This window comes from Miniphocaeibacter massiliensis (assembly GCF_900232905.1).
In the GTDB taxonomy this organism is placed as follows: Bacteria; Bacillota; Clostridia; order Tissierellales; family Peptoniphilaceae; genus Miniphocaeibacter; species Miniphocaeibacter massiliensis.
The window spans coordinates 224,263-245,594 of sequence record NZ_OCTQ01000001.1 but is presented as its reverse complement, the minus strand read 5'-3'; the positions used below and the strand labels follow the sequence as shown (position 1 = coordinate 245,594).

General features: G+C 27.0%; 20 protein-coding genes. 4 read left to right on the top strand and 16 right to left on the bottom strand.

Annotated elements, in window-relative coordinates:
* Nucleotide 1: 1 nt before the first annotated feature.
* Complete coding sequence (locus CS899_RS01275; protein ID WP_207204713.1) at nt 2-826, bottom strand: deoxyribonuclease IV; 825 nt, start codon at nt 824-826, stop codon at nt 2-4.
* An 80-nt stretch (nt 827-906) separates the two neighbouring features.
* Between CS899_RS01275 and rodA the strand changes: the two genes are divergently transcribed.
* The 3 genes from rodA to CS899_RS01260 are packed head-to-tail and all read left to right on the top strand — an operon-like array spanning nt 907 to nt 2,993.
* Nucleotides 907-2,013: a rod shape-determining protein RodA gene (gene rodA, locus CS899_RS01270; RefSeq protein ID WP_099203152.1), complete on the top strand. Its 1,107-nt coding sequence runs from the start codon at nt 907-909 to the stop codon at nt 2,011-2,013.
* Nucleotides 2,006-2,530 carry a DNA-3-methyladenine glycosylase gene (locus CS899_RS01265; protein WP_164995810.1) on the top strand — a complete coding sequence of 175 codons (525 nt, stop codon included), beginning with the start codon at nt 2,006-2,008 and terminating at the stop codon, nt 2,528-2,530. The genes rodA and CS899_RS01265 overlap by 8 nt, the downstream gene beginning before the upstream one ends.
* Nucleotides 2,514-2,993, top strand: coding sequence for an S-ribosylhomocysteine lyase (locus CS899_RS01260; RefSeq protein WP_099203150.1), 480 nt, complete (start codon nt 2,514-2,516; stop codon nt 2,991-2,993). The genes CS899_RS01265 and CS899_RS01260 overlap by 17 nt, the downstream gene beginning before the upstream one ends.
* Nucleotides 2,994-3,037: 44 nt before the next feature.
* On the opposite strand, the gene CS899_RS01255 is transcribed toward CS899_RS01260, so the two are convergent.
* From CS899_RS01255 to CS899_RS01235, 5 genes are all read right to left on the bottom strand, one after another.
* Complete coding sequence (locus tag CS899_RS01255; protein ID WP_099203149.1) at nt 3,038-3,640, bottom strand: peptidylprolyl isomerase; 603 nt, start codon at nt 3,638-3,640, stop codon at nt 3,038-3,040.
* A gap of 10 nt (nt 3,641-3,650) precedes the next feature.
* Nucleotides 3,651-4,361, bottom strand: coding sequence for a response regulator transcription factor (locus CS899_RS01250; RefSeq protein WP_099203148.1), 711 nt, complete (start codon nt 4,359-4,361; stop codon nt 3,651-3,653).
* Between the two features lie 20 nt (nt 4,362-4,381).
* A complete protein-coding gene (gene selD, locus CS899_RS01245) occupies nt 4,382-5,410 on the bottom strand; it encodes a selenide, water dikinase SelD (RefSeq protein WP_099203147.1) in 1,029 nt (342 codons plus the stop codon).
* A 10-nt stretch (nt 5,411-5,420) separates the two neighbouring features.
* Complete coding sequence (locus CS899_RS01240) at nt 5,421-6,002, bottom strand: helix-hairpin-helix domain-containing protein (protein ID WP_164995809.1); 582 nt, start codon at nt 6,000-6,002, stop codon at nt 5,421-5,423.
* Between the two features lie 76 nt (nt 6,003-6,078).
* Nucleotides 6,079-7,668 (bottom strand): C40 family peptidase, encoded by a 1,590-nt coding sequence (locus tag CS899_RS01235; protein ID WP_099203145.1) that lies wholly within the window; start codon nt 7,666-7,668, stop codon nt 6,079-6,081.
* Between the two features lie 196 nt (nt 7,669-7,864).
* On the opposite strand from CS899_RS01235, the gene CS899_RS01230 reads away from it, so the two are divergent.
* On the top strand, nt 7,865-9,064 hold the full coding sequence (locus tag CS899_RS01230) for a pyridoxal phosphate-dependent aminotransferase (protein ID WP_099203144.1): 1,200 nt from the start codon (nt 7,865-7,867) through the stop codon (nt 9,062-9,064).
* Between the two features lie 16 nt (nt 9,065-9,080).
* Here CS899_RS01230 and CS899_RS01225 read toward each other — a convergent pair whose 3' ends face one another.
* From CS899_RS01225 to CS899_RS01180, 10 genes are all read right to left on the bottom strand, one after another.
* A complete protein-coding gene (locus CS899_RS01225) occupies nt 9,081-10,412 on the bottom strand; it encodes a L,D-transpeptidase family protein (RefSeq protein WP_099203143.1) in 1,332 nt (443 codons plus the stop codon).
* A 24-nt stretch (nt 10,413-10,436) separates the two neighbouring features.
* Nucleotides 10,437-11,246 carry a pyruvate, water dikinase regulatory protein gene (locus tag CS899_RS01220; protein WP_099203142.1) on the bottom strand — a complete coding sequence of 270 codons (810 nt, stop codon included), beginning with the start codon at nt 11,244-11,246 and terminating at the stop codon, nt 10,437-10,439.
* A gap of 8 nt (nt 11,247-11,254) precedes the next feature.
* Entirely contained in the window at nt 11,255-12,778 is a 1,524-nt protein-coding gene (locus CS899_RS01215; RefSeq protein WP_099203141.1) for a glycine--tRNA ligase subunit beta, read from the bottom strand.
* A complete protein-coding gene (gene recO, locus CS899_RS01210; protein ID WP_099203140.1) occupies nt 12,771-13,532 on the bottom strand; it encodes a DNA repair protein RecO in 762 nt (253 codons plus the stop codon). Before recO ends, CS899_RS01215 begins: the two co-directional genes overlap by 8 nt.
* Nucleotides 13,519-14,403: a GTPase Era gene (gene era, locus CS899_RS01205; protein ID WP_099203139.1), complete on the bottom strand. Its 885-nt coding sequence runs from the start codon at nt 14,401-14,403 to the stop codon at nt 13,519-13,521. The genes recO and era overlap by 14 nt, the downstream gene beginning before the upstream one ends.
* Nucleotides 14,396-14,800, bottom strand: a complete 405-nt coding sequence (cdd, locus tag CS899_RS01200; protein WP_099203138.1) for a cytidine deaminase — start codon at nt 14,798-14,800, stop codon at nt 14,396-14,398. The genes era and cdd overlap by 8 nt, the downstream gene beginning before the upstream one ends.
* Complete coding sequence (locus CS899_RS01195; RefSeq protein WP_099203137.1) at nt 14,801-15,574, bottom strand: diacylglycerol kinase; 774 nt, start codon at nt 15,572-15,574, stop codon at nt 14,801-14,803.
* On the bottom strand, nt 15,567-16,025 hold the full coding sequence (gene ybeY, locus CS899_RS01190) for an rRNA maturation RNase YbeY (protein ID WP_099203136.1): 459 nt from the start codon (nt 16,023-16,025) through the stop codon (nt 15,567-15,569). The genes CS899_RS01195 and ybeY overlap by 8 nt, the downstream gene beginning before the upstream one ends.
* Before the next feature lie 2 nt (nt 16,026-16,027).
* Nucleotides 16,028-17,005 (bottom strand): PhoH family protein, encoded by a 978-nt coding sequence (locus tag CS899_RS01185; protein ID WP_099203135.1) that lies wholly within the window; start codon nt 17,003-17,005, stop codon nt 16,028-16,030.
* A gap of 80 nt (nt 17,006-17,085) precedes the next feature.
* Nucleotides 17,086-21,327, bottom strand: a complete 4,242-nt coding sequence (locus CS899_RS01180) for a PolC-type DNA polymerase III (RefSeq protein WP_099203134.1) — start codon at nt 21,325-21,327, stop codon at nt 17,086-17,088.
* Between the last annotated feature and the right edge of the window lie 5 nt (nt 21,328-21,332).

Below are 21,332 nucleotides of genomic sequence, written 5' to 3'. Positions count from 1 at the left end.
TTTATTTCCTTAAACTATTTAATAGTTCTATCTCCTTCATATATTCTTCATTTGTACAAGGAGTTTCCAATATCATAGGTAGTTTATTTAATATACTGTTATTAACAATATTTTCAAAAGTTTTTATTCCTAAACTACCTTTTCCTATTTGTTCATGTCTATCTTTATTTGAATTAAACTCTGTTTTACTATCATTAAGATGTAATATTTTTAATTTATTAATCCCTATTAGTTTATCAAACTCTTCTAATACAGAATCTAATTTGTTCTTTATATCGTATCCTGCACTATATAAATGGCAAGTATCTAGACAAACTCCCATATTTTTATAATCTACATTTTCAATAATGAATTTTAATTGTTCAAAACTTTTTCCTAATTCAGAACCTTTACCGGACATTCCCTCTAAACATAAATTAAATTTATCATCTTTATTTAAAATACTATTTAAAGAATTTATTATATAATCTAATCCTTTTCCTTCGCCTTGACCTACATGTGATCCAGGATGAAAAACATATAAATTAATTCCTAGTTTGTTAATTCTATCAAAATCTTCTCTTAATAAAAGTGTACTCTTTTCTCTAATATCTTCTTTATCTGATGAAAGATTCATAGTATATGCACCATGGCAAACTATGCTGTTGAAATTATTTTCTTTCGCAATCTGCTTAAAAGAATCAATTTCACTATCTTTTAATATTCTAGCTTTTGATCCTCTAGGATTTCTAGGAAAAAACTGAAAAGTATTTGCTTTGTATTTTTTAGCCTCGAGTATGGTTTTATCAAACCCCTTACTTGTTGACATATGAAAACCTATAATCATAATTACCCCCAAATAATTATAGCATATATTAATTAGCATGTACTCATTCATCTATGATATAATTATTCGCAGGTGATAATATGTTTAACTTAAAGAAAAAAAACTTTGGAAAATTAGATAAAACTTTAGTTGTAGTACTACTTGTACTTATAATATTTGGTCTTATTGTACTATTTAGTGCTACAAAAAGCTTAACAAATAAAGGTATATTTGGACAAATTGTGGCTACAATATTAGGATTTATCTCAATATTATTTATTGTATTAATAGATATTGATTTTATAAAGAAAATCTACTTATATATTTATTTAGTATGTAACTTTTTATTGTTGTTAGTTTTACTGTTTGGAGTAGGTTCTGAGCAATGGGGATCTGATAGTTGGTTACAAATCGGTCCTATTACTTTTCAACCATCAGAGATAGTTAAAATTGGTTTTATTCTATCTGTTGCTAGATTTATAGAAATAAACCAAAAAAACATAAACAAACCTAAAACTTTATTAAAAGTATTAGTATTTGCTTTAATACCTATTTTTATGATTTATAAACAACCAGATGTTGGAACTGCAATGGTATTCGTTTTTATGCTAGTAATTATGCTATTTACAGCAGGACTTAACCTAAAATATTTTTTAGGAGCATTGATTGCCGGTATTGCATCACTACCATTTTTGTATCTTTCTCTTGAGGAGTTTCAGAAAAAAAGAATTCTAACTTTTTTAAACCCTGAACATGATATTTCTGACTCAAGTTATCAAGCTATTCAAGGTAAAATAGCTATTGGTTCTGGAAAGTTTTTTGGAAAGGGATTTTTAAAAGGTAGCCAGAATATGTATAATTTTATACCTGAAAAGCAGACAGACTATATTTTCCCAGTATTAGTGGAAGAATTTGGCTTTTTAGGTGGTGGAGTAGTAATTTTCTTATATGGTATGTTACTGCACAGGTTTGTAGTTATTTCAAGAAATTCTAATCAAATGTATTCAAAATTAGTAATTATGGGCTTTGCTGCAATGTTTCTATTTCACATATTTGAAAATATTGGAATGACATTAGGTTTAATGCCAGTTACAGGTATTCCACTACCTTTCTTTAGCTATGGTGGTACATTTCAGTTGATTAACTTAATCTCTATAGGAATAATTTTATCTGTTTCCATACAAAAAGAGGCTTTATCTTTTGAATAAATTAAGATTTGACTTTTTTAATAGAGATGTTTTAGAGGTTGCTAATGATTTAATTGGTAAATCTTTAGTTTACAATAATAAGAAATATATCATAACTGAATTGGAAATTTATAAAGGTGAAGAAGATACAGCTTGTCATGCAAAAAATGGAAAGACGGAAAGAAATAAAGTTCTTTATGAAGAAGCTGGAACAATATATGTTTATCTATGTTATGGAATACACAATTTGTTCAATATAGTAACAGGTGAAAAAGGCGAACCTCAAGCAATTTTAATAAGAGGATTAGACAATATTTACGGTCCTGGTAAAATAACCAAAAAATTAGGTATAGATAGGTCATTTAATAATAAAAGTATTATTAATAATTCTCTTATATATGTTGAAGATAATTATTTTCTATTCAAATATACAAAAAACAAAAGAATTGGGATAAATTATGCTTCAATTAATGACAAAAATAGATTGTGGAACTATAAAATTGATGAAAGAGAGTTAGTTAATGGAAAAAATAGATAGTTTTAAAGTAAATCATTTAAATCTTTTACCTGGAGTATATGTTTCTAGAAAAGATTTTTTAAAAAATGATTGTATAACAACTTTTGATATAAGAATAACTGAGCCAAATAAAGAACCTGTTTTAAATACAGCAGAAATTCATACAATAGAGCATTTAGCCGCAACTTATTTAAGAAATAATGAAGAATATAAAAATAAAATTATATACTTTGGTCCTATGGGCTGTAGAACTGGTTTCTATTTGCTTTTAAATGGAAATTTAGATTCAAATTCAGTAATCGGATTATTAAAAGATTTATTTGAATTTATAAGCAATTATGAAGGTGATATTCCTGGAGCTTCAGCTAAAGATTGTGGTAACTACTTAGATATGAACTTACCTATGGCAAAGTATGTATCAAAAAAGTTTTTAAATAAAACACTTTATAATTTACAAGAAGAAAATTTAGCATATCCTATATAAAATAAAGACTGTAAGCAAGGCTTACGGTCTTTATTTTATATAATTTACTTTACTTCTATTATATTTATATTTAAAATTTTTATATCATGAACTGGTTTATCATTTCTACCAACTTCAGTATTTGCAATCTTATCTACAATATCCATTCCTTCTATAACTTGACCAAATACAGTATGCTTGTAATCTAGCCAAAAAGTTCCACCTATTTCCTCATATTTATCAACTATTTCTTTTGGGTATCCATTATCTTCCCCTGCTTCTCTCATTTGATTTATATAACTAGGTTCTGTTGAATCTTTTTGTACTATAAAAAACTGACTTCCATTAGTATTAGACCCTGCATTAGCCATCGATAATGCACCTCTAAAATTACGATAATTTATGTTAAATTCATCATTGAATGGTTTATTCCAAATGCTATTTCCACCCATACCTGTTCCTTCTGGATCTCCTGTTTGAATCATAAAGTCTTTTATGACTCTATGAAAAATAATATCATTGTAATAATTTTGCTCTGATAATGTTTTGAAATTTTCTACAGCCAAAGGAGCTATTTCAGGAAATAATCTTACTTTTATAGTTCCTAAACTTGTGTTTATTCCTGCAACTAAATCCCCTGATTGTATATCTCTTAATTGTTCTATCATAAAATCTCCTTTAATTTTCTTTTAAATCTCCAAAATAGTATCCTTCGCCCCATTTTGTTTTTATAATTAATCCTTCAGTATCATAAATTTTTTCTCTAAGTCTTTTTATGTGAACATCTACAGTTCTCAAATGACCTTCATAATTTTCGTCCCAAATTTCTTTAGCTAAGTCAATTCTAGAATAAACTTTTCCAGCATTTGAAACTAATATATATAATAAATCAAATTCTTTACCTGTTAAATCTATATCTTCACCTTTTAAAATTACTTTTCTTCCTACTATGTTAAATTCAAAATCATCAAATATAATAATATTTTCTTTGTCAGATTCTATACTTATTTCTTCAATATATTTTGAAACACGTCTTATGATTGCTCTAATTCTAGCTTTAAGCTCTAGAATATTAAAAGGATATACTATATAGTCATCTGCTCCATATTCTAATGCTAATACTTTCTGAATATCATCATCTAAATCTGTAACAAATATAGTAGGTATATCTTTTATATCATTTAACTTTTTCTTTAAATCCAGTCCAGTACCATCGCTATATTTCATGTCAAGCAAAAGTATATCATAATCATTATGCGATACTTTCGATAAAGACTCTGATATAGTGCTTGCAATAGTTATAGAATAATTAGCATCTTCAGAAAAATTATAGATTATTTCTTTTTTATACTCAGATTCTGGGAACGATAATAACACTTTGAGTTCCATTTTGCACCTCTATTTATATACTATTTCAAGTATATATACTTTTCTTTTGGTTTTAATACCTTACCTATTATTGCTGAACTGATTCCCTTATCAATAAGAGATTTATTTAATTCAATGGCTTCTTCCTCAGGTAAACTAAATAGTAAACCTCCTGAAGTTTGTGGGTCGAAAACTATATCAATTTCATCACTTTTTATTTCGGTTTGAATATTATCCCCTACAAATTTTTTATTACTATATGCACCTTCAGGCAATAATCCAAATTTCAAATATTCCATAGATCCTTCAACTTTGGGTATATCTTTAAAATATAGCTCCATAGATGTTTTACTTCCTTCCATCATCTCGAAAATATGCCCCGCTAAGCCAAAGCCTGTAATATCTGTACAACTGTTAATATTAAATTTCTCTGCTTCTATTTTAGCATATTTATTTAAAGTTGACATAGTGTCTATATTTTTAATAATTATATGTTGGTCAACTATTCCACCCTTAAGGGCAGTGTTTACTATACCAGTACCTATTGGCTTCGTTAAAATCATTAAATCTCCAGGTTTAGCATTTGAATTAGCCCATACTTTATTTGGATTTACAAATCCTGTAACAGATAACCCATACTTTGGTTCATCATCTTGTACAGTATGTCCTCCTGCCAATATACAACCAGCTTCATTTACTTTTTCTAAACCACCTTTTAATATCTCTCCTAGTATAGAAGGATCTAGGCAATTTGGAAAACATACTATATTCATTGCAATAATAGGATCTCCTCCCATTGCATAAACATCAGAAAGAGAGTTAGCTGCTGCAATTCTTCCATAATTTAAAGGATCATCTACTATTGGAGTGAAAAAGTCTAGCGTCTGTATTAAAGCCAATTCATCATTTACTTTATATACAGCAGCATCATCTGATGTATCTAATCCAACTATTAAATTTTCATTTTCTATCTTTGGTAAATTACACAATACTTGTGCAAGAACATCTGGTCCATATTTAGCTGCTCAACCAGATGTTTTAGCATAATTTGTAAGTTTTATATCTTTCATTTTCTACTCCTTAATTTATTGAAATATAATCTTTTATAGAGTCAAATAATTTTTCCCCTATACCATTGACATTCATTATATCTTCAACTTTAGAAAATTTTTTATTCTCTCTATACTTTATAATTGACTCTGCTTTAATCTCGCCAATTCCAGAAAGACTCATTAATTCTTCTTTGGTGGCTATATTAATATTTATATAATTATTATTTGTTTTTTCATCATATACTGATGTATCACTATCTTGATTAATTATATCAGAAGGAATATTTATCTTCATTTCATCTTCTAATTTTTTAGAAAGATTAATATTTTTAGTATTGGCTGTATCTTTTAACCCTCCAGCCTTTATAACTGCATCATTAATTCTATCATTTGAAGTTAATTTATACATTCCAGGATTATTCACTTCTCCATCTATATGAACATATACAAATTTATCTTTAACTTCATTATTAAATAGTTCTGTAGTAATAATCTCTTTCTCTATATTATTTATTCCATTATTCTTTCTATTTATATGAAATCCATATCCTGCAATTATCAAAATGAAAATTACAATAATAATTCTATCTTTACTAACATACTTTTTCATGATATACCTCTTAGTTATCATAGCATTAAAAAATATATTATTCCACTAAAAAAAGCACCATAGGTGCTTTTTAAATCTAGTTGATTATTCTTCTTGCTGTAACAAATCTAGAAGTGTAATAGCTACTATTTATACTACTCTTTATAACCCCTTTAGTTGGCGTTGATGCATGAATCATTTCTCCATTTCCTACATATATCCCAACATGACTAATTCTTGAGCCTCCGGATGTAGCAAAAAATACTAAATCTCCTGGTTTTAAGTTTGACCTAGAAACCTGATAACCATTTGATGCTTGCGCCGCAGAATTTCTATTTAAAGTAACTCCTGCATGAGTTTTATAAAGATAATATGTTAAACCAGAACAATCAAATCCAACACTAGGAGAAGCTGCTCCATAAATATATCTATATCCTAAATATTTATATGCATCGTTAACAATTTTATTAATTGTACTAGAATTAGCCTGACTACCATTATTCCCTTGGTCATTTGAACCATTATTTGAATCTGGTTTTACTTCCGTTGAAGAAATATATGATTTTGACACATAGCCAGTTTTACCACTATATTTTACTTTAACCCATCCATTAATCTCTGTGCCTGATACTTTTGTGCCCTTTGGTATTGTTGCTAATATGCTTGAGCTTGTATTTGCACTTTTTCTTAAATTAAGATTGCTTTTAACCCAGCCTGATACTGTTTTTTCAACAGGTTTTGTTTCAGTAGGTTTTTCTTCAGCTGGTTTTGTTTGTTCAACTTTTACTTCTGTTGAAGAAATATACGATTTTGATACGTAACCAGTTTTTCCATTATATTTTACTTTAACCCAACCATCGCTTTCAGTACCTGATACTTTTGTACCTTTTGGTATTGTTGTTAATACCTTTGAGCTAGTATTAGCTGCATCTCTTAGGTTAAGATTGCTTTTAACCCAGCCTGATACTATTTTTTCAACAGGTTTTGTAGAAGCTGGTTTTTCTTCACTTGGTTTTGCTTGTTCAACTGGCTTTGTTTCAGTTGGTTTTTCTTCTTCAACTTTTACTTCTGTTGATGATACGTATGATTTAGATATATAACCATCTTCATCATTATAAACCACTTTAACCCAACCATTGCTTTCTTCACCAGATACTTTTGTACCTTTTGGTATTGTTGTTAATACTCTTGAGCTTGTATTTGCATCTGACCTTAAATTCAAATCATTTGATGTCCAGCCTGATAAAGAAGATATTTCTACTTCTGGTTCTTCTTCAATCTTTTCCTCAGATGAACTAACCTTTACATTGGACTCTTTAGATTCTACAGCTTTTTCAACGGTTTTTGTTCTCTTAGTAATAGGTGATGTAGAATTAGCAGAATCTTGTTTTAATGTATTTGGTTTAACGTTATTTACTGAAATATTTGCTAAACTTTTTGAAATTTCTTCTATATTGGATTTTTCCAAATCTATACTTTCTAATTTTTCTGGTTCTTTAATATCGTCATTGGTGTTTTCTAATACTTTTTTTACTTCTTTTTCTTCATATGTAGAAATACTTTCAACATAATTATCAGGTGTATTCTTTAATACCTTAGTCAATACTTCTGCATTGCTTAAACCAACTGTAGTAAGAGCTAGCAGAGAAACAACCCCAACGGATACTCCTAATTTTTTCTTATTCATTATAAATCCCCCCAATTAACACTACTATTAGTCTAAATGAACTCAAGTATTAAGTCAATTAAAGTTACAAATTAGTTACAAAAGTATTACAAAAAAGTTAAATTCATATATTTTGATAAAATAATTAAATATTTACTTTATTCTTTAATGTGGTAAAATATTATTATGTATTTTTATATAGAACTAAGGAGGATTTATGTTAATTTCCAATAGAATTAAAGATTTGAGAGTATCACCTATTAGAAAATTAATCCCTTATACTGAACAATGCGAAAATAAGGGTATTAATGTAATTAAGTTAAATATTGGACAACCTGATATCGAAACTCCAAAAGAGTTTTTTGATGCTATAAATAATTTTAAGGATAAAACTATTGCCTATTCACATTCAAGAGGTAGTAAGGAATTTATAGAATCTACTATAAAATATTATAAAAAATTAGGTATAGAATATGAATATAAAGAGATTATTGCAACTCAAGGTGCTAGTGAAGCCCTTATGTTTGTAATGATGGCTGTTTGTAATGCAAATGAAAGTATTATAACACCAGAGCCATTTTATGCAAATTACAGAACCTTTTCTGATATGGTAAGTGTAGATATTTTACCTATTACTACATATGCAAAGGAAGGATTTAAATTACCAAAGTATGAAGATTTCAAAAAATTTGTAAAACCACATACTAAAGCGATTTTACTTAGTAACCCTAATAATCCAACTGGAAGGGTATATTCCGAAGAAGAGTTGCAAACCGTTATTAAAATTGCCGAAGAATTTGATCTTTTTATTATTAGTGATGAAGTTTATAGAGAATTTAATTATGGCAAAACTCCTTTTGTAAGTTTTGCTAAATATAAAGAGGTTGAAGATAGATTGATTTTAATAGATTCTATCTCTAAAAGATATAGCTGTTGTGGAGCTAGAATAGGCAATATTGCATCTAAAAATAAAATTCTTATAGAAGCCTTAATGAAATTATCACAATCTCGTTTAAGTGCTGCTACTTTAGAGCTAGCTGGTGCTTCTGGACTAATAGATGTTCCTGAGAGTTATTTAAAAACAACTCTTGAAAAATATAGGGAACGTAAAGATGTATTATTTAATAGATTAAAATCTATTGAAGGAGTTCATTGTAATGAACCAGAAGGTGCTTTTTATGCAATCGTAAAATTACCTGTAGATGATGCTGAAAAATTTGTAATTTGGATGCTAGAAAATATTTCTGTAAATGGAAATACATTATTGGTTACTCCGATAAAAGATTTTTATGTATCTGAAGATTTAGGGAAAGACGAAGTTAGAGTTTCGTATTGTGTTGGTCCAGATGAAATAAATAAAGCAATGGATGTACTTGAAATAGCTTTAAGAGAATATAATAATAAAGATAGCAATTAATTGCTATCTTTATTATTTAATATACTATTACTGGTGTTCCTTTTTCAATATTATCATAAATCATTTTTGCATTTTTAAATGGTGTGTTTATACATCCATGACTTCCGCCATAACTATATATACTTCCACCAAATGAGCTTCTCCAAGAGGCATCATGAATTCCAACACCAGTTCCATCTATTTGCATCCAATAATTAACCCAACTCTTATATTTACTACCATCTGCATTGTTACCTCTTAAATATCTGTCTGTTTCCTTTATCCATACATTCCAAACACCCTTAGGGGTACTATATCTTTTAGGTTTACCTGTCACTACTGGTGTCTCAACTATAAGTTTTCCATCTTTATAGAACCACATATTTTGATTTTCTATACTTATTTCAACATAAGTATTTCCTATTTCACCATTATTTATAGCTGTTGTTGTATAAATTAAATCAACTGTTCCCCCATTTCCATTACTTATAGCACTAAAAATAGCATCTGTTGTTTTTTCTAGATTTATTTGTGTTCCAAAGTTTCCAGGAGGAACTTCTACTTCTGTCCCATATGAAGTTTTAAATTTTCTAGTAATATTTATATTATCGTATTCACTTTTTAAATTAGTTACATAGCTTTGTACTTTTTCACGTTGTATTTCAAAGGTATTTCCATCTATAAATTGTTCTAAATTATCAATAAGGACTTCCTTTCCATCATGTAATTTTATTGCTAAATTTAAATTAAATAAATTTGATAAATGTTCCTTTCTTACTTCTAAGTCCTTTGCAAATACTGTTGGATTAATATATTCATCCTCTAAAACTATTTGATTTGTAGAGTTCATATAAGCTGTTTCAATTGAGTTATATAATTTATCTACATCTAGCTTATTTCCCATTACTTCTTTTTCTATATAGTATCCCTTTTCATTTTTCTTGATTTCTGCATCTCTAGGTTCTACTGTGTTTTTTAGAAGTTCTGAGTTATTTATCCAATTTTTTAACTGTTTTGAATCTATTGTCTTATTTAATTTGTTTTCATAATCTGGAGCTGAAAAAATTTCTAATGGCCATAGAAAACTATTTTGTTCTATATCCATAGTTTCAGTATATTCAGCTTTAAAATTGAGTTTTTCTGGTGATAGTTTATATGTTTTTCCATCTCTATCTATAATTTCTATATCTTCTATTTTAACTTTCTCGCTAGCTAAACTTATTGATGAAAAGCTCATATCTACATTGTTTACATAAGTATTTGGATACATATATTTTGAAAAATATATTACTCCAAATGCATATACTAATATTAAAAATGCAAAAACAATAAAAAAAATCTTTAATATTGGTTTCTTTCTTCCGTCCATATACTCTCCTTTATTTTAAAATATTTAAATAATTTTATTACTATTTATATAAGATATAATATCCAATGTTGTTTCTTCAATAGTTTTTCTAGTAACATCTATAACTTTACAATTTAATCTATTGTATAAGTCCATAGCAAATCTCAATTCTTGAACTATTCTACTATCAGACGAATAATTCCCACCATCAAGGATTCCCATAGATTTTAATCTTTCATTTCTAATCTCATTTAGATTCTCTTTATTAATTATTAATCCAATTATTTTTTTAGAATCTACTTCAAACAATTCTTTTGGTGGTTCTATTTCTGGTACCAATGGAATATTACAAACCTTATAATTTTTAAAAGCTAAATTTAATGAAAGAGGTGTTTTTGATGTTCTGGATATTCCTATTAAAACAATATCCGCTAACTTTATGCCTCTTGGATCTTTCCCATCATCATATTTCATTGCAAAATCAAGAGAATCTATTTTTTCAAAATAATCTTCACTGAGTTTTCTACTAAGTCCTATTTCTCTCTTGGCTTTTTGACCAAAAAACTCCTCAGCAGCTTTTAAAGGTTCTTCGAATAAATCAATTATCATAAATCCCTTATTTTCAGCACTCAACTTAAGATAATTCAACAATTCCTCGCTTACAATTGTTGAAAATATTAAATTATTTCCTGACAAATCTCTCATTATTTCATCAATCTCTTTTGTTGTAAAAATATCAGGATATCTTAAAATTTTTGTATCGGTTACATCAAAATGTATTTTTATAGCATTTATAACTTGTATCGCTGTTTCACCTGTAGAGTCAGAAACAATAACTATACTTTTATTTTTCATAAATTATCTTAATTTCTCCTTATTTTCAATTTTTCATATGCATTACAAATATCATATGTGTTATCTTCTATTGCATAATCTATATCTTTATAATTAAATCCCTTCTTTATTAATTCTTCTCTAAATTTTTCCATAATAAAATTAATTATTTCATTTTTTAACACATCATAGTCAACTATTAAATCACTATTTTTTACATAAATGTATATTAAATCACTTATTATATTACTTATATTTAATCTCCATTTATTCTCTAAAATAATATTAATTATTCCACTTGCAGATCTTCTTATATCTATAGTTTGATGTTTATTATCTATTCCATTAATTATATTATATATGAAAGAATTTGTAATATTATCTAATTTGTCTGCTATACTTAAAATTTTCGCTGAGGTTGTAGATGGCATTTCATCATAACAAAACCTTGGTTTATAGTACATATATACAGCAGAAGACACTATATCATTAAAGTTCTTTTTCTTTGCATATAAGTAACCTATTACTCCCTTAAGTTCTGACATTTCCTCAACAACTTCAGTTGCTAAATCCATTTTGCATATTTCTGATTCTATTTCTAAATTTACTAATGTATCTTCTCCTACATTTAAGTATCCACCCAATATTTTTGTTAATTCTTTTAATCTTATAGTTTCGTCATATAAAGTTCCTATCTTCTTTAATGATGCAGTATTTTTCATTTTAGTCAAATAATATTCATAATTATAATTCATAGCCGCTTCATACTTAAGTAATATATGATCTATCTCGTTTAGCTTTTGATTATATATCGAATCTATTAATTCACTATTACTTTGATTTTCTTTTTCTACACAAAAAATAAAATATGGCATAAGAATATTTTTATCATTTTTAACTGGAATAATATTACATATATCTAGCATTATTGTAGTTAATAATTCTTTTGGATACTCTAAATATCTATTATCTATACTTTTTATAATTGGATAAGGTAAATTAAATTCATTAATGTACTTTTCTATTATATAAGAAGAGTTATATATAACTAATCCATTTTCTTTTACTAGCCTATTAATTGAATTTATAAAATATTTTTTTCTAGATTCTTTTTCAAGAATTATATTATAATGTTCTAAAGATAGTCTATAATTTTCAATGTCATTAATCTTTAGAAATGAAAATTTTTCTTTATCTTCTTTTGTCAAAATAAACTCATTAAAACTAAAATATTTTTTATTTAGCATACCTTGAATCCAAATAATATAATCTTTTAATTCATTTGATAAAGGAAGATTTTTAATAGGGATAATAGTTCTATTAATTGCTTTAACTATTATTTCTTTTACATTTTCTATATCTAGTTCTTTTCCTGAAAATATAATAAAAATAACTATTCTATTTTTGCTAAAGTTAATTTTATATTCATCAAATATTATATTTTCTTCTGTGAAAATTATACCTAAATGTTCTTTTAAGTTTCTAATTACAACATCATATAAATTATACTGTAATTTATCAATGCCAAGTTCAATTACTAATTTATTATTCATATATCCCTCTCTGAATATTACTAATAAATTTGTGTGAATTTAATTTTTTCGTATCAAATAAATTTTCTATGGTTTCAATTACTAACATTAATAAAAAATAATCATCTTTGTAATTAATATATTTAATATCTTCTAATCTAGAATACAATAATTTATTTAATAATACTACTTTTTTTAATTCAAGTTTGTACTTTGAAGTTCTATTTATATGCTTTGAGCATACAATATCAGCATCTATTGGCGAATAATAATAGTTTTCAACTTTATCTTCTCCACATATAGCACAAACTGATAAATCTAGCTTGTATCCCGTATAAGCCAAAAATTTAAGAATATAAGCAACAGTCAAAATATAAGAATTAGCTTCTTGTATTGAAATTTCTTCAAAGTATTTTTCTGTTAAATTATATATTTTTTTATCTGGATAATTTAATGGGAAAATATTTTGAATAATTTCTAGTATCAAATTTCCAAATATAATATTATCATTATTCTTTCTTATTTTATAATTGGTTTTTACTAATTCATATTCTAATAAATATGAATAATTTTTATATATAGCCATAGATACTATAATTTCAGAAAATATATCTAGATATATTTTTTCATTATCAATTTTTTTTATCCCTTGTAAAATTAAATCCATCCTTCCATATTCATAACTGAATATTTTTAATATTCTACTGTTTTCTTTTATGTTAAAAGAATTAAGCACAATTGCTTTTGATTCAACTTTATCTCTATTTATAACCATATTCTTTTAATTTAGTATCCTTGTTCCTCCAGTCAGGATCTATTTTTACCCACAATTTTAAATTTACATTTGAATCTAAAAATGTTTCTATATCTTTTCTAGCTCCTGTCCCAATTTTCTTTATCATTTGACCATTTTTACCAATTACCATTCCTTTATGCGATTTTTTTTCAACCACTATAGTAGCATGTATGTCATACATATTAGAATTATTTCTTGTTTTCATGCTCTCAACTACAATATTAATTCCATGTGGTATTTCATCTTGTAAATAATTTAAAGTTTTTTCTCTAATTATTTCAGATACTATTTGCTTTACTGGCTGATCTGTAATATCATCTTCTTCATAATACATAGGTCCTTCAGGTAAAATTTCATATATTTCTGAAAAATATTTATCAATACCTACTCCTGACAAAGCAGAAATTGGAATAATCTTTTTGAAAATTTCTAATTTCTCATACATATTTTTTATTTTTTCAATTTCTTCTTGGCTAACTATGTCAACTTTATTAATTAGTAGAATTATAGGTGTGTTTATGTCTTTTAAAAAATCTATAATATATTGTTCGTTCTCTCCTATATTCACACTTGTATCAACAATATAAGTAACAACATCCACTTCATTTAAACTTTCTTTTGACACCTTTAGCATGTATTCTCCTAGTTTGTTTTTAGGTTTTTGAATACCTGGTGTATCTAGAAATACACATTGCATTTTTTCATTTGTATATATTAATTTTATTTTATTTCGTGTTGTTTGCGGTTTGTTTGATATAATGGATAATTTTTCTCCCATTATTTTATTTAAAAATGTAGATTTTCCCACATTAGATCTTCCTAAAACCGTAATAAATCCTGATTTAAACATTTTTTCTCCTTAAGTTCTCCGGTCCAAAAGAATTTGGCAATAATTCTTTCAATAAATATATTTTATATTCTTTTTTACTGTTCACTACTATTATTTCACAATCTTCACTAGCAAATTCTTTTATAACTTGTCTACAAACACCACAAGGAAATGTAAAGTCCTCACTTCCAACTACAATAATTTTTCTTATTTTAGAAGCTCCTTCGCTTATTGCTTTAAAAATAGCTGTCCTTTCTGCGCAAACTGATGGACTATAAGCTGCATTTTCAATATTACACCCCGTATATACTTCATTAGTGTCTGTTACTACAACTGCTCCTACATTAAAGTTTGAATAGGGGGCATAAGAATTTTTTCTTGCATCTATTGCAATTTCTATTAATTCACTATTATTCATTTATCCCCCAATTACAAGTAATTTAAATATTATAGTCGCTATTAAAATTCCTGTTATTCCTCCGAAAATAACTTCAGATAAACTATGGATTTTACCTTCAATTCTCGATTCTGCTACTAAAAAAGCTAGTATAAAGCTAAGTATAGTCACTAATGTATTATTAGTTAAAAAAGTTATAATAGTTGCTAAACAAAAAGCTAAGGAAGAATGTCCACTCACAGTTCCTCCTTGTAAATGAGTTCCTCTGCCTTTATAAAATATACTCTTGAATATAAGGGTAGTTAATATAACAACTACCAATGCTATAAAAGTTAAATGTATTGGTGAGTTTTGTATTCTAAAAATAGCAATATTCGTCAGTGGTATTATTCTATCATAGAATATAAAATACCCTACAAAAATTGAATTTAAAGCAGTAACAAGTACCGCTCCTGCACCTACATCTTTAGCTACTTTTGCTCTAGGATCAATCTTATCGTATATTAAATCCACAACATTTTCCAAAGCGGTATTTAATAGTTCTGCGAGTATAACTAAAGTAATAGTAACACATAAAATAGCCATCTCTGATCTATTTATATCAAAAAACAGGCTTATTATTGCAACTAGCAAAGCCATTAATATATGTCGTTTAAAATTATTTTCATTTTTAAACGAGTAAATCAATCCGTCTATAGCATGGTTAAAACTCTCTATTATATTAGGATTTTTAAATTCCTTATTATTATTTTCTAAATTCCTATTTTTATCTTCTTTATTATTGTTATTATTCATTTTTATAAATACCTATATTTCTTATTACTTCCTTTTCTTTGCTTCTCATTATTATTTTATCGTCTTCATTTAAATGATCATATCCATACAAGTGAAACATTGAATGAATTACTAAATATAGTATCTCCCTTTCAAAGCTATGAGAAAATTCTAAAGACTGTTCTTTTGCTCGTTCTACAGAAATTATTATATCACCCAGAATCTCATTCACATCTTCTATTTCAAAGTTAAACTCCATAGGAAAAGATAAAACATCTGTTATTTCATCTTTTCCCCTGTATTTTTTATTTATACTTTTTATTTCTTCGTTGGTAACAAATGAAACAGAAATCTCTATATTGTTATTATAATTTTCAACTTTTATTGTTTCATTAATAGTGTTTGCTATCTTTAATTTTAAATCTTCAGATATTTTATATTTATCTTGTCTATTATCAAATAAAACTTCCATAATTAATTTTTTTCCTTTTCATTTTTCGTCTCAAATTTATCATAAGCATTAATTATCTTTTGAACTAAAGGATGTCTAACAATATCTGTAGTATCAAAATCCATAAACTCTATACCATCTATATCTCTTAATATAGTATTAGCATTTTTAAGTCCGGATTTTTTACCCTTAGGAAGATCTATTTGAGTGATATCACCTGTTATAATGGCCTTGGAACCATATCCTATTCTAGTTAAAAACATTTTCATTTGCTCATTTGTTGTGTTTTGAGCTTCATCCAATATAACATATGCATTATCTAAAGTTCTCCCCCTCATATATGCAAGTGGTGCTACTTCTATAAGTCCTTTTTCTTGCAATTTTAGGTAATTTTCATAACCTAATATTTCAAACAATGCATCATATATAGGTCTTAAATATGGATCTATTTTTTCTTGTAAATCCCCTGGTAGAAAACCCAAGTTTTCTCCAGCTTCAACCGCTGGTCTTGTTAAAATTATTCTATCTACTTCATTATTTTTAAAAGCTTTAACTGCCATAGCCATTGCTAAATAAGTTTTTCCTGTTCCTGCTGGTCCTACTCCAAATACTATATCATTTTCTAAAATTAAATCCACATATTTTTTTTGCCCTAATGTCTTTGGTTTTAAAGTACGTCCTTTAGCAGTAACACAAATTATCTCATCTAGTAAAAATTTAGAAATATCATGCTTTCCTTTTTTTATCATGCCAATTAAATATCTTAATTGCTGAGTTGTAATATCTTTATCCTTGTTGTAAATTGATAATAACTCATTTAACAGATTGTAAGTTGCTTCAACATATAATTTATCTCCAAAAATAGACAATCCATTTTTATAAACTGATAATTTTACATTCATTTCTCTTTCTATTAATTTAATTTTTTCTTCTAAATTATTAAATAAATTTTTTATAAAATGTTCGTCTAATATTTCATATTCTAATTTTACTTCTTCCATAAATTCTCCTTAAAATAAGCTACTCTAATTATAGCATTAAAAATATCAAAATAAAAAAGATGTTGAAAAAACAACACCTTTTATAAAAAGCTTAACTGATTAGAATCTGGAAGTCCTTCCAAAACACCATGAATTTTTAGAGCTTCAACTGCTCCCTTATTTATTTTTGTTCTTTTAGTTAAATCTTGTATAGATAAAAAGTCATTTTCATGGTATTCCTTGTATATAGCAATAGAATGTGCATCTGAAACTCCTTCTAACGCTCTAAAAGGTGGCTGAATGCAACCTTTTTCTAATACTTTAAACTTAAGTTCGTCTGAATCTTTAAAAGTTATCTTACTGGACTTAATACCTCTGCAATACATTTCTTCAGCTACTTCTAATACCGTTAATATACTATTGTCTTTTGCTGATGCTCCATAACCAAGTTCTTTTATTTCCTTCATTCTTGTTCGTATAGCTTCAATTCCTGAGTATATTGTTTGCCCTGGATAATCGGCAATCTTCGTTGTAAAAAAAGTTGAATAAAAAGCTTCAGGATAATGAACTTTAAAATATGCAATTCTATAACTCATTAAAGAGTAAGCCACCGCATGTGCTTTAGGAAACATATATTGAATTTTTCTACAAGAGTCTATGTACCATTCTGGAACATTATTTTCTCGCATATAATTTTCTGTTTCTTCATCTAATAAACGCCCTTTACGAACTGTTTCCATTATTTTAAAAGATCTCTTGTTTTCTAAGCCTTTTTGAATAAGATAGGTCATAATATCATCTCTTGTACAAATAACCTCTTTAAGAGATGCTATATTATTTTTAACTAACTCTTGAGCATTATTGGTCCATACATCCGTTCCATGTGATAAACCAGAAATTCTTACAAGTTCTGAAAAAGTTGTAGGAAGTGTCTCGACTAACATTTGTCTAACAAATTTTGTCCCAAATTCTGGTATTCCTAAAGTACCAATAGTTGAATAATCATAGTCCTCTACAAAATTTAATTTTTCTGTACTTCTAAATATACTCATTGTATCTTCGTCATCTAAAGGTATTGACAAGGGGTCTATTCCTGTTATATCACTAAGCATTTTTATTATAGATGGAACATCATGTCCTAGTAAATCCAGTTTTAATATCCTTCCACTAATAGAATGATAGTTAAAATGAGTTGTTATAATACTTGAGTTCATATCATCTGCTGGATGTTGTACTGGACAAAAATCATAAATTTCTTTATCCTGAGGAACAATCATTACCCCCCCAGGATGTTGTCCTGAAGTTCTCTTTATTCCTACAATACCTCTCTGAAGACGTTTTAGTTCAGCTGCTGGAATATTTTCATTATTTTCTTCCAAAAATTTTTGAATGTATCCATAAGCTGTATTGTCAGCTATTGTTCCTATTGTACCTGCTCTAAACACTTTATCATGTCCAAATAACTCTTCTGTATATTTATGAACAATTGGCTGATACTCTCCTGCAAAGTTTAAATCTATATCTGGTTCTTTATCTCCTTCAAATCCTAGGAAAACTTCAAAAGGTATATTGTGACCATCTTTTACATAATCTGAACCACAAACCGGACATTTTTTATCAGGCATATCTATACCAGAACCAACATTCATATCATCTATAAACTCACTCTGTTTACACTCAGGGCATCTATAATGTGGTAATAATGGATTTACTTCTGTTATTCCTGCCATAGTAGCGGCAAAAGAAGATCCTACTGAACCTCTTGATCCTACAAGATATCCATCATCGTTAGATTTCCATACCAATTTTTGTGCTATTATATACAAAACTGCATACCCATTTGATATTATAGACGTTAATTCTCTATCTAACCTTTGTTTTACAATTTCTGGTAACGGATCTCCATATAGTGAAATTGCTTTATTATAGGTAATATCTTTTAATTCTTTGTCAGAACCCTCTATTACTGGAGGAAATGTGCCATCTGGTATTGGCTTAAATTCTTCCAACATATCTTTAATATTATTGGTATTCTCTATTACTATTTCTTTAGATTTTTTATTTCCTAAGAAACTAAACGAATTTAACATTTCATCTGTTGTTCTTAAATATAATACTGGCTTGTATTCTTTTCTGCCCATTGGTTGAGCTGTTTGCACTATATTTCTAAGCAGATAATTGTCAGGGTAAATATAATGTACATCTCCTGTAGCAACAACAGGTATATTTAACTTTTCTCCTAAGTTGACTATTCTTGAAATAATATTTTTTACTTCCTCATTATCTTTGATTTTTCCATTAAATACCAGATTTCCATAATTTTCAGGTGGTTGAACTTCTAAAAAATCAAATTTTCTAGCGATTTCTTCTATTTTAAATTCTGGTATATCATCTAAAATAGCTTTAAATAATTCTCCTTCTTGATTTCCACTTCCAATTATCAAACCTTTTTTATGGTTTTCCAATAAAAACTCAGGGATTCCTGGAGATTTATTAAAATAATTTAAACTCGATTCAGAAACTATCTTATACAAATTTTTGAGCCCTACTAAATTTTTTGTATATATTAATCCATTGAATGATTCGTTCTTATATAATGGCCAATCTGTTTCTAAATCATTTATATTTTCATTAAAATTTATTCCTTTATCTGCTAATCTTTTAAGCGTTTCTAAAAATATTTCAGCAGTTGCTTTTGCATCATCACAAGCTCTATGATGATTTTCTAGAGATATGTTTAAATGCTTAGCTACCAAATTCAATTTATGTCTCTTAAGTTCTGGAAAAGCAGCTCTAGATAAAGTAACAGTATCTATGAAAGCATTTTTAAATTCAATATTTTGCCTTTTACAATTTTCTCTTATAAATCCAATATCAAAATCTGCATTATGTGCTATTAAAGTTGAATCTCCAACAAAATTCATAAACTCTTGTAGGACTTTTTCTATAACTGGTTCATTTTTAACCATATTATTATCTATACCTGTTAATTCAATAATTTCTTCTGGTATAAATACTTCAGGATTAATTAATTGGTTATAATTTTCTACAATTTCTCTGTTCTTTATTTTGACAGCACCTATTTCTATAATCTTGTTATTTATTTTAGAAAAACCTGTTGTTTCAATATCAAAAACAACAAATTCATTATCATTGTAAGTGGAATAATAATCTGTTAATATTCTTATATTGTTTTTCAAAAATTTTGCTTCAAGTCCATATAGTGGTTTTATTCCTTTTGAACGAGCCATTTGATCTACATCAGGGTAAGCTTGAACCACACCTTTGTCAGTTATACCTATTGCAGTATGACCCCATTCTTTTAGTATATCCATAAGTTCATTAACCTTTACAAAACCGTCCAATGCACTCATTTGAGTATATAAATGTAATTCTACTCTTTTCTTGATAGCATTATCTTTCTTTTTGGCTATTGTGCAAGGTTCTATACTTGAAACATTAATTACATTTGTTCTTGCAAAGTTATCGTATGAGTATTTACCCTCAACTTTTATAGCCCCACCTATCTTTATTAAATGCTCATATTCTTCAAATTTTTTTGTAGTGAAAAATGTTTTGCAAGTTACCGTAGAAGTATAGTCACTTATATCATAAGTTAATATTACATAATCTCCCTTTTTAGTAACAACTTTGTTTAAATCTATTACTTCTCCTGCTACACATAAATAATCCCAGCTATCGCCTAAATCTTTAATAGGTGTAACTGAATTAGTAATCTTTTTACCGAATCTTTCTTTTTTATCTGTATCTTGTTCAACTACAGTTTTTTCTGTATTTTGGTTTATTTGAGATACTACTTTTTTAGTAATTTTAGTTTCTTTAGATTTAATCATAGAAAGATGTTTTTCTGAAATATCTTCTTCTATTTCATTGAAAATAATATTTTCATAACCATTGCAATTCAAATTTTTTAAATAATTAATAGTTTCTTCTTTTATATTTCCAATTGAAGATAACTTTTTAAAATTATCATTATTGCAATATATAGATACTGAATCTGCTATTGTATAGATATCGCTACTATTTAAGTATATCTCTTTTTTGTTGAAAAAATTTATTAGCGTTTTTATAATATCAACTGCGTTTGAATTATTATTTGTTACTTCTTCTCTGTATGAAATCTCTATATTTGATAATGTGGGAAGTATATCTCTGAAAAAATTTTTTATTATATTTTTATCTTTTTCACCATCAACATCTTTAATCTTTATTTCTATTTTATCTAGCTTTAAATTATATTTAATTTTTTCAATACACGGACTACAATTTAAATCTCTTGTTAATGTATGATTTTTTAAAAGTTTATTAAATTTATCTTCCATTTTTT

Coding starts and splice junctions, on each gene's coding strand:
- CS899_RS01275 (WP_207204713.1), bottom strand. CDS start 826: ATGATTATAGGTTTTCATATGTCAACAAGTAAGGGGTTTGATAAAACC.
- rodA (WP_099203152.1), top strand. CDS start 907: ATGTTTAACTTAAAGAAAAAAAACTTTGGAAAATTAGATAAAACTTTA.
- CS899_RS01260 (WP_099203150.1), top strand. CDS start 2,514: ATGGAAAAAATAGATAGTTTTAAAGTAAATCATTTAAATCTTTTACCT.
- CS899_RS01255 (WP_099203149.1), bottom strand. CDS start 3,640: ATGATAGAACAATTAAGAGATATACAATCAGGGGATTTAGTTGCAGGA.
- CS899_RS01250 (WP_099203148.1), bottom strand. CDS start 4,361: ATGGAACTCAAAGTGTTATTATCGTTCCCAGAATCTGAGTATAAAAAA.
- CS899_RS01240 (WP_164995809.1), bottom strand. CDS start 6,002: ATGAAAAAGTATGTTAGTAAAGATAGAATTATTATTGTAATTTTCATT.
- CS899_RS01235 (WP_099203145.1), bottom strand. CDS start 7,668: ATGAATAAGAAAAAATTAGGAGTATCCGTTGGGGTTGTTTCTCTGCTA.
- CS899_RS01230 (WP_099203144.1), top strand. CDS start 7,865: ATGTTAATTTCCAATAGAATTAAAGATTTGAGAGTATCACCTATTAGA.
- CS899_RS01225 (WP_099203143.1), bottom strand. CDS start 10,412: ATGGACGGAAGAAAGAAACCAATATTAAAGATTTTTTTTATTGTTTTT.
- CS899_RS01220 (WP_099203142.1), bottom strand. CDS start 11,246: ATGAAAAATAAAAGTATAGTTATTGTTTCTGACTCTACAGGTGAAACA.
- CS899_RS01215 (WP_099203141.1), bottom strand. CDS start 12,778: ATGAATAATAAATTAGTAATTGAACTTGGCATTGATAAATTACAGTAT.
- recO (WP_099203140.1), bottom strand. CDS start 13,532: ATGGTTATAAATAGAGATAAAGTTGAATCAAAAGCAATTGTGCTTAAT.
- era (WP_099203139.1), bottom strand. CDS start 14,403: ATGTTTAAATCAGGATTTATTACGGTTTTAGGAAGATCTAATGTGGGA.
- cdd (WP_099203138.1), bottom strand. CDS start 14,800: ATGAATAATAGTGAATTAATAGAAATTGCAATAGATGCAAGAAAAAAT.
- CS899_RS01195 (WP_099203137.1), bottom strand. CDS start 15,574: ATGAATAATAACAATAATAAAGAAGATAAAAATAGGAATTTAGAAAAT.
- ybeY (WP_099203136.1), bottom strand. CDS start 16,025: ATGGAAGTTTTATTTGATAATAGACAAGATAAATATAAAATATCTGAA.
- CS899_RS01185 (WP_099203135.1), bottom strand. CDS start 17,005: ATGGAAGAAGTAAAATTAGAATATGAAATATTAGACGAACATTTTATA.
- CS899_RS01180 (WP_099203134.1), bottom strand. CDS start 21,327: ATGGAAGATAAATTTAATAAACTTTTAAAAAATCATACATTAACAAGA.